This window comes from Ectopseudomonas oleovorans, assembly GCF_003052605.1.
Lineage (GTDB): Bacteria > Pseudomonadota > Gammaproteobacteria > Pseudomonadales > Pseudomonadaceae > Aquipseudomonas > Aquipseudomonas oleovorans_A.
In genome coordinates this window covers 1-7,039 of record NZ_QASO01000143.1, presented here as the reverse complement: position 1 = coordinate 7,039, position 7,039 = coordinate 1, and the positions used below count along the sequence as shown (strand labels likewise).

6 protein-coding genes are annotated in these 7,039 nt (G+C 60.5%); all 6 read left to right on the top strand.

From position 1 onward, the window contains the following. A partial coding sequence (locus tag DBO86_RS25745; RefSeq protein WP_108235260.1) for an aspartate aminotransferase family protein occupies positions 1-1,245 on the top strand: 1,245 nt, incomplete at its 5' end. A gap of 131 nt (positions 1,246-1,376) precedes the next feature. Then, complete coding sequence (locus DBO86_RS25740; protein WP_108235259.1) at positions 1,377-2,474, top strand: extracellular solute-binding protein; 1,098 nt, start codon at positions 1,377-1,379, stop codon at positions 2,472-2,474. A 67-nt stretch (positions 2,475-2,541) separates the two neighbouring features. Beyond that, positions 2,542-3,636 carry a polyamine ABC transporter substrate-binding protein gene (locus tag DBO86_RS25735; RefSeq protein ID WP_108235258.1) on the top strand — a complete coding sequence of 365 codons (1,095 nt, stop codon included), beginning with the start codon at positions 2,542-2,544 and terminating at the stop codon, positions 3,634-3,636. Between the two features lie 67 nt (positions 3,637-3,703). After that, positions 3,704-4,795: a polyamine ABC transporter substrate-binding protein gene (locus DBO86_RS25730; RefSeq protein ID WP_108235257.1), complete on the top strand. Its 1,092-nt coding sequence runs from the start codon at positions 3,704-3,706 to the stop codon at positions 4,793-4,795. Positions 4,796-4,848: 53 nt separating this feature from the next. Continuing rightward, on the top strand, positions 4,849-6,003 hold the full coding sequence (gene potA, locus DBO86_RS25725; protein WP_108235256.1) for a polyamine ABC transporter ATP-binding protein: 1,155 nt from the start codon (positions 4,849-4,851) through the stop codon (positions 6,001-6,003). Continuing rightward, a complete protein-coding gene (locus DBO86_RS25720) occupies positions 6,000-6,908 on the top strand; it encodes an ABC transporter permease subunit (protein WP_074855164.1) in 909 nt (302 codons plus the stop codon). Before potA ends, DBO86_RS25720 begins: the two co-directional genes overlap by 4 nt. Positions 6,909-7,039 lie beyond the last annotated feature (131 nt).

Below are 7,039 nucleotides of genomic sequence, written 5' to 3'. Positions count from 1 at the left end.
GGCGTGCACCTGTGGGACAGCGAGGGCAACAAGATCCTCGATGGCATGGCCGGCTTGTGGTGCGTGGCCGTCGGCTATGGCCGCGAGGAGCTGGTCGAAGCTGCCGCTACGCAGATGCGCCAGTTGCCGTTCTACAACACCTTCTTCCAGACCGCCCATCCACCGGTGCTGGAGTTGGCCCATGCAATTGCCCAGCTGGCGCCGGCCGGCATGAACCACGTGTTCTTCACCGGCTCGGGTTCGGAAGGCAACGACACGATGCTGCGTCTGGTACGCCACTACTGGGCATGCAAAGGCCAACCGCAGAAGAAGATCATCATCGGTCGCGACAATGGCTATCACGGCTCCACCGTGGCCGGCGCCAGCCTTGGTGGCATGAAGTTCATGCACGAGCAGGGTGACCTGCCGATTCCGGGCATCGCCCATATCCCGCAGCCGTACTGGTTCGGTGAAGGTGGCGACATGAGCCCGGCGGCCTTCGGCATCTGGGCTGCCGACCAGTTGGAGAAGAAGATTCTCGAACTGGGCGAGGAAAATGTTGCAGCGTTTATCGCCGAGCCGATCCAGGGCGCCGGTGGTGTGATCATCCCGCCGGAAACCTACTGGCCGCGGATCAAGGAAATCCTCGGCAAGTACGACATCCTGTTCGTTGCCGACGAGGTGATCTGCGGTTTCGGCCGTACCGGCGAGTGGTTCGGCAGCCAGTACTACGACCTCAAACCTGACCTGATGACCATCGCCAAGGGCCTCACCAGTGGCTACGTGCCGATGGGCGGGCTGATTGTCAGCGACAAGGTGTTCGAGGTGATCGAGGCGCATGGCGACTTCAACCACGGCTTCACCTATTCCGGCCACCCGGTGGCCGCTGCGGTGGGCCTGGAGAACCTGCGCATTCTCAGGGAGGAAGGCATCGTCGAGCGGGTTAAAGCGGAAACGGCACCGTATTTGCAGCGTCGTCTGCGTGAGCTGGCGAATCACCCGCTGGTGGGCGAAGTGCGCGGCGTCGGCATGCTTGGTGCCATCGAGTTGGTGCAGGACAAGGCGACGCGCACACGTTATCCGGGTGACAAGGCGGTAGGCATGATCTGCCGCGGCCACTGCTTTAATAACGGTCTGATCATGCGCGCCGTGGGCGACACCATGATCATTGCGCCACCACTGGTGATCAGCCAGGCGGAGGTGGATGAGCTGGTAGAGAAAGCACGCAAGTGCCTAGATCTGACCCTGCGTGACCTGTCGGTCTGAAAGCCCGCAGTCACGGAAAGTTGTCAGCGGTGCCATGACCTTGCCAGACTGCGCCAGAGTGCACGAGCCGGCCAGATTCGAACGGCTTGCGCGACCTCTGGAATATCGACACAACAACAGGAGCTGTACGCATGAAAACATTCGGCAAGACCCTTCTCGCGTTGTCCCTGGCCGCGGCCGTGGCAGGCGCTGCTCAGGCTGACAGCAAGGTGCTGCATGTCTACAACTGGAGCGATTACATCGCCGAAGACACCCTGGCCAACTTCGAGAAGGAAACCGGCATCAAGGTCGTCTACGACGTCTTCGACAGCAACGAAGTACTGGAAGCCAAGCTGCTGGCCGGCAGCTCCGGTTACGACGTAGTCGTGCCGTCCAACCCCTTCCTGGCCAAGCAGATCAAGGCTGGCGTGTTCCAGAAACTGGACAAGTCCAAGCTGCCGAACTGGTCGAACCTGGACAAGGACCTGCTCAAGGCCCTGGAACCGAGCGATCCGGGCAACCAGTACTCGATCCCCTACATGTGGGGCACCATCGGCATCGGGTATAACGTCGAGAAGGTCAAGGCCGTGCTCGGCGAAGACGCGCCGGTCGACTCCTGGGATCTGGTGTTCAAGCCCGAGAACATGGAAAAGCTGAAGGCCTGCGGCGTTTCCTTCCTCGATTCCCCAACCGAAATTCTCCCGGCCGCTCTGCACTACCTGGGCTACGCCCCGAACAGCAGCAAGGCTGACGAGCTGAAGAAGGCCGAGGAACTGTTCCTCTCCATCCGTCCTTCGGTGGCTTACTTCCACAGCTCCAAGTACATCTCCGACCTGGCCAACGGCAACATCTGCGTCGCCATCGGCTACTCGGGCGACATCTACCAGAGCAAGGCGCGCGCCGAGGAAGCGAAGAACGGCGTGGAAGTCGGCTACAACATTCCGAAGGAAGGCGCGGGCTCCTTCTTCGACATGCTGGCGGTGCCGGCCGACGCCAAGAACGTCGAAGCTGCACACGTGTTCCTCAATTACCTGATGGAGCCGGCGGTGATGGCCAACATCACCAACTACGTGCAGTTCCCCAACGGCAACGCCGCAGCCACGCCGCTGGTCGATGAGGCGCTGCGCGCCGATCCGGGCGTTTACCCGACTCCGGAAGTGCTGCAGAAGATCTACACCTTCCCGGACCTGGCGCCGGCGGTGCAGCGCAACATGACCCGCAGCTGGACCAAGATCAAGTCCGGTCGCTAAGCAACGAAGCAACGCCGCCTGGCGGGTTCGCCCGCCAGGCACCCAAATCGCGAGAAGAGGAAACGTTATGCGTCGTTCTACCCTGCTGGCCGGCCTGATCGCCGTTGCCATTGGTATGTCTGTTGCCCAGGCCGCCGACCGTGTGGTCAAGGTCTACAACTGGTCCGACTATATTGCGCCGGACACCATCGCCGAGTTCGAGAAGGAAACCGGCATCAAGGTGGTGTATGACGTTTTCGATTCCAACGAAACCCTCGATGGCAAGCTGGCCACCGGCCAGAGCGGCTATGACGTGGTGGTGCCTACCAACCACTATCTGGCCAAGCAGGTGCGCGCCGGCACCTACCTAAAGCTGGATAAATCCAAGCTGCCCAATCTGGTCAATCTCGACCCGACCATCATGGAAAACCTGGCCGCGGGCGACCCCGGCAACGAATATTCGGTGCCCTACCTATGGGGCACCAACGGCATCGGCCTGAATGCCACCAAGGCCCGTGCCGTGCTCGGTGATGACGTCCCGCTGGATTCCTGGGCGCTGCTGTTCGACCCGCAATACGCCGAGAAACTCGCTTCCTGCGGTATCGCATTGCTCGACTCGGGCGACGAAGTGCTGCCGCAAACGGTCAACTACCTGGGCCTGTCGCCGCATACCACCAAGCGCGAAGACTACGAGAAGGCCTATGAGCAGCTGATGAAGGTGCGCCCTTACATCACCTATTTCCATAGCTCCAAATTCATCTCTGACCTGGCCAACGGCGAGATTTGTGCTGCCTTCGGTTATTCCGGCGATGTGCTGCAGGCCGCCGACCGCGCCGAAGAGGCCGGCCGCAGCGACGAGATCATCTACATCATTCCCAAGGAAGGCACCGCCATGTGGGCCGACCTGCTGGCGATTCCCAAGGACTCGAAGAACGTCGCCGAAGCCCACGAATTCATCAACTACCTGCTGCGCCCCGATGTGATCGCCAAGATCAGCAATTACGTGGCCTACGCCAACCCCAACCTAAAGGCCACCGAGCTGGTCGACGAGAGCGTGCGCGAGAACCCGGGCGTTTATCCCAGCGAGGAGGTCATGGCCAAACTCTACGTTGCTGAGGAGCGTACGCCCGAGGTGCAACGCTGGCTGACCCGCGACTGGACAAGAATCAAGAGCGGACGCTGATCGGCGGAAGATTTTCCTATAAAGTGCCGCGCCTTTTCGGGCGGCACACAATAACGAGGATGATACTGTGCGAGTTACCCTGCCCAAGTCTCTGATCGCCCTGGCGGCCTCCGCTGTCTGTGGTGTGGCCCTGGCCCAACCCAAGGTGCATATCTACAACTGGAGCGATTACATCGGCGAAGAGACGCTGGCCAAGTTCGAGGCGAAAACCGGCATCAAGCCGATCTATGACGTCTTCGACTCCAATGAAACCCTCGAAGGTAAACTGCTCGCTGGCCGCAGTGGCTACGATCTGGTGGTGCCGTCCAACCATTTCCTCGGCAAGCAGATTCGCGCCGGCGCCTTCCAGCCGCTCGACCGCAGCAAGCTGAGCAACTGGGACAACCTCGATCCGGCGCTGCTCAAGCAGCTGGAAACCAACGACCCCGGTAACCAGTATGCGGTGCCCTACCTGTGGGGCACCAACGGCATCGGCTACAACGTTGAGGAGGTCAAGGCCGCGCTCGGTGTCGAGGAGATCGATTCCTGGGCCGTGCTGTTCGAAGCCGAGAACATCAAGAAACTCAGCCAGTGCGGCGTCGCCTTCCTCGACTCCGGTGATGAAATGATTCCGGCCATGCTCAATTACCTTGGCCTGGATCCCAACAGCAGCAACCCCGACGACTACGCCAAGGCCGAGGCCAAGCTGCTGGAAGTGCGTCCCTACGTCACCTACTTCCACAGCTCCAAGTACATCGGTGATCTGGCCAATGGCAACATCTGCGTGGCTGCCGGTTTCTCCGGCGACGTGCTGCAGGCTGCCGACCGTGCCGACGAGGCCGGCAAAGGCATCGAAATCGCCTACAGCATTCCCAAGGAAGGCGCCAACCTCTGGTTCGACATGATGGCCATTCCCGCTGATGCGGCGAACGTCGAACAAACGCATGCCTTCATCAACTTTCTCCTCGAGCCTGAGGTGATCGCTGAAGTCAGTGACTACGTCGGTTATGCCAACCCCAATACCAAGGCGGATGAATTCATGGATGAGGAGGTGCGCAACGACCCCTCCGTTTACCCGTCACAAGCGGTGCTGGACAAACTGTACATCTCCGCCGAGCTGCCGGTTCGCGTGCAGCGCCTGATGACTCGCACCTGGACCAAGGTCAAGTCGGGTCAGTAATCGTTCCTGCCCGGCCGCAGGGCCGGGCACAATCTTCCGGGAGTTTTCCAATAATGGCTGTTGCCTCCAGCGCCTACAAAAAAGCCCTCGAGGGAGATCAGACACCGAAAGAGGTGCTGGTCAAGATCGATCGGGTGACCAAGAAATTCGACGAGACGGTGGCCGTCGACGATGTCTCGCTGACCATCAACAAGGGCGAAATCTTCGCCCTGCTGGGTGGCTCCGGCTCCGGCAAGTCGACCCTGCTGCGCATGCTCGCCGGCTTCGAACGTCCGACCGAAGGGCGCATCATCCTCGATGGCGTCGATATCACCGACATGCCGCCGTACCAGCGGCCGATCAACATGATGTTCCAGTCCTACGCGCTGTTCCCGCACATGACGGTGGCAGACAACATCGCCTTCGGTCTCAAGCAGGACGGCCTGCCCAAGGCCGAGATCGAAGAGCGCGTGGCCGAGATGCTCAAGCTGGTACACATGACCCAGTACGCCAAGCGCAAGCCACACCAGCTCTCCGGTGGTCAGCGTCAGCGCGTGGCCCTGGCCCGCTCCCTGGCCAAACGCCCCAAGCTGCTGCTGCTCGACGAACCGATGGGCGCGCTGGACAAGAAGCTGCGTTCGCAGATGCAGCTGGAACTGGTGGAGATCATCGAGCGTGTCGGCGTGACCTGCGTGATGGTCACCCACGACCAGGAAGAGGCCATGACCATGGCCCAGCGCATCGCCATCATGCACCTGGGCTGGATCGCCCAGACCGGTAGCCCGACCGATATCTACGAGACGCCGACCAGCCGCCTGGTGTGCGAATTCATTGGCAGCGTCAACCTGTTCGATGGTCAGATCGTCAGCGACGAGGCCGACCACGCGATCATCGACTGCCCGCAGCTGGACAAGCCGATTTACATCGGCCACGGCGTCAGCACCCGCGCCGAGGACAAGAAGGTCAGCTACGCCCTGCGTCCGGAGAAACTGCTGATGGCCACCGCGCTGCCGGATGACCACGAGCATCCCGAGTACAACTGGAGCCGTGGCCACGTGCACGACATCGCCTACCTCGGTGGTCACTCGGTGTACCACGTCAAGCTCACTTCCGGACAGATCGTGCAGTGCTTCATCGCCAATGCCGAGCGCCGCGGCAAGCGCCCGACTTGGGACGATCCGGTAGTGGTGTACTGGGAAGACGACAGCGGCGTGGTACTGCAATCATGAAACCGAGCAAACTGGCGCGCTATCTGCCCACTGGGCGGCATGCCGTTATCGGCATACCCTTCCTCTGGCTGTTCATGTTCTTCCTGCTGCCCTTCATCATCGTGCTGAAGATCAGCTTCGCCGAAGCCGACGTGGCGATTCCGCCCTATACGGAAATCTACCAGTGGGCGGACAACAAGCTGACGCTGCTGTTGAATTTCGGCAACTACATCTTCCTCAGCGAAGATGCCCTGTACCTGTCGGCCTACCTGGGTTCGCTGCAGATCGCCTTCTTCAGCACCTTGCTCTGCCTGGTGATCGGCTACCCGATGGCCTATGCCATCGCGCGGGCGCCGAAAGAGCACCAGACGGTACTGCTGCTGCTGATCATGATGCCGACCTGGACTGCGATCCTGATCCGCGTCTATGCCTGGATGGGCATTCTCGGCAACAACGGCCTGCTCAACAGCCTGCTGATGGGCATTGGTCTGATCGATACGCCGCTGCAGATCCTCAACACCAACACCGCGGTCTATATTGGCATCGTCTATTCGTACCTGCCGTTCATGATCCTGCCGCTCTACGCCAACCTGGTGAAGCACGACCTCAGCCTGCTGGAGGCCGCCTCCGACCTGGGTTCGAGCAACTTCAACAACTTCTGGAAGATCACCGTGCCGCTGTCGAAGAACGGCATCATCGCCGGCTCGATGCTGGTGTTCATTCCGGTGGTTGGTGAATTCGTCATCCCCGAACTGCTCGGCGGCCCGGAGACCCTGATGATCGGCAAGGTGCTGTGGCAGGAGTTCTTCAACAACCGCGACTGGCCGGTGGCGTCCGCACTGGCGGTGGTGATGCTGGCGATCCTGATCGTGCCCATCATCCTGTTCAACCGTAACCAGGCTAAAGAGCTGGAGGGCCGGCCATGACTGATCTAATCGCAATGAGCCCGTCATCCTGTTCAACCGGCTTTTTAACCAGACGCGTGGCTAAAGAACTGGAGGGCCGGCCATGACTGATCTAATCGCAATGAGCCCGTCATCCTGTTCAACCGGCTTTT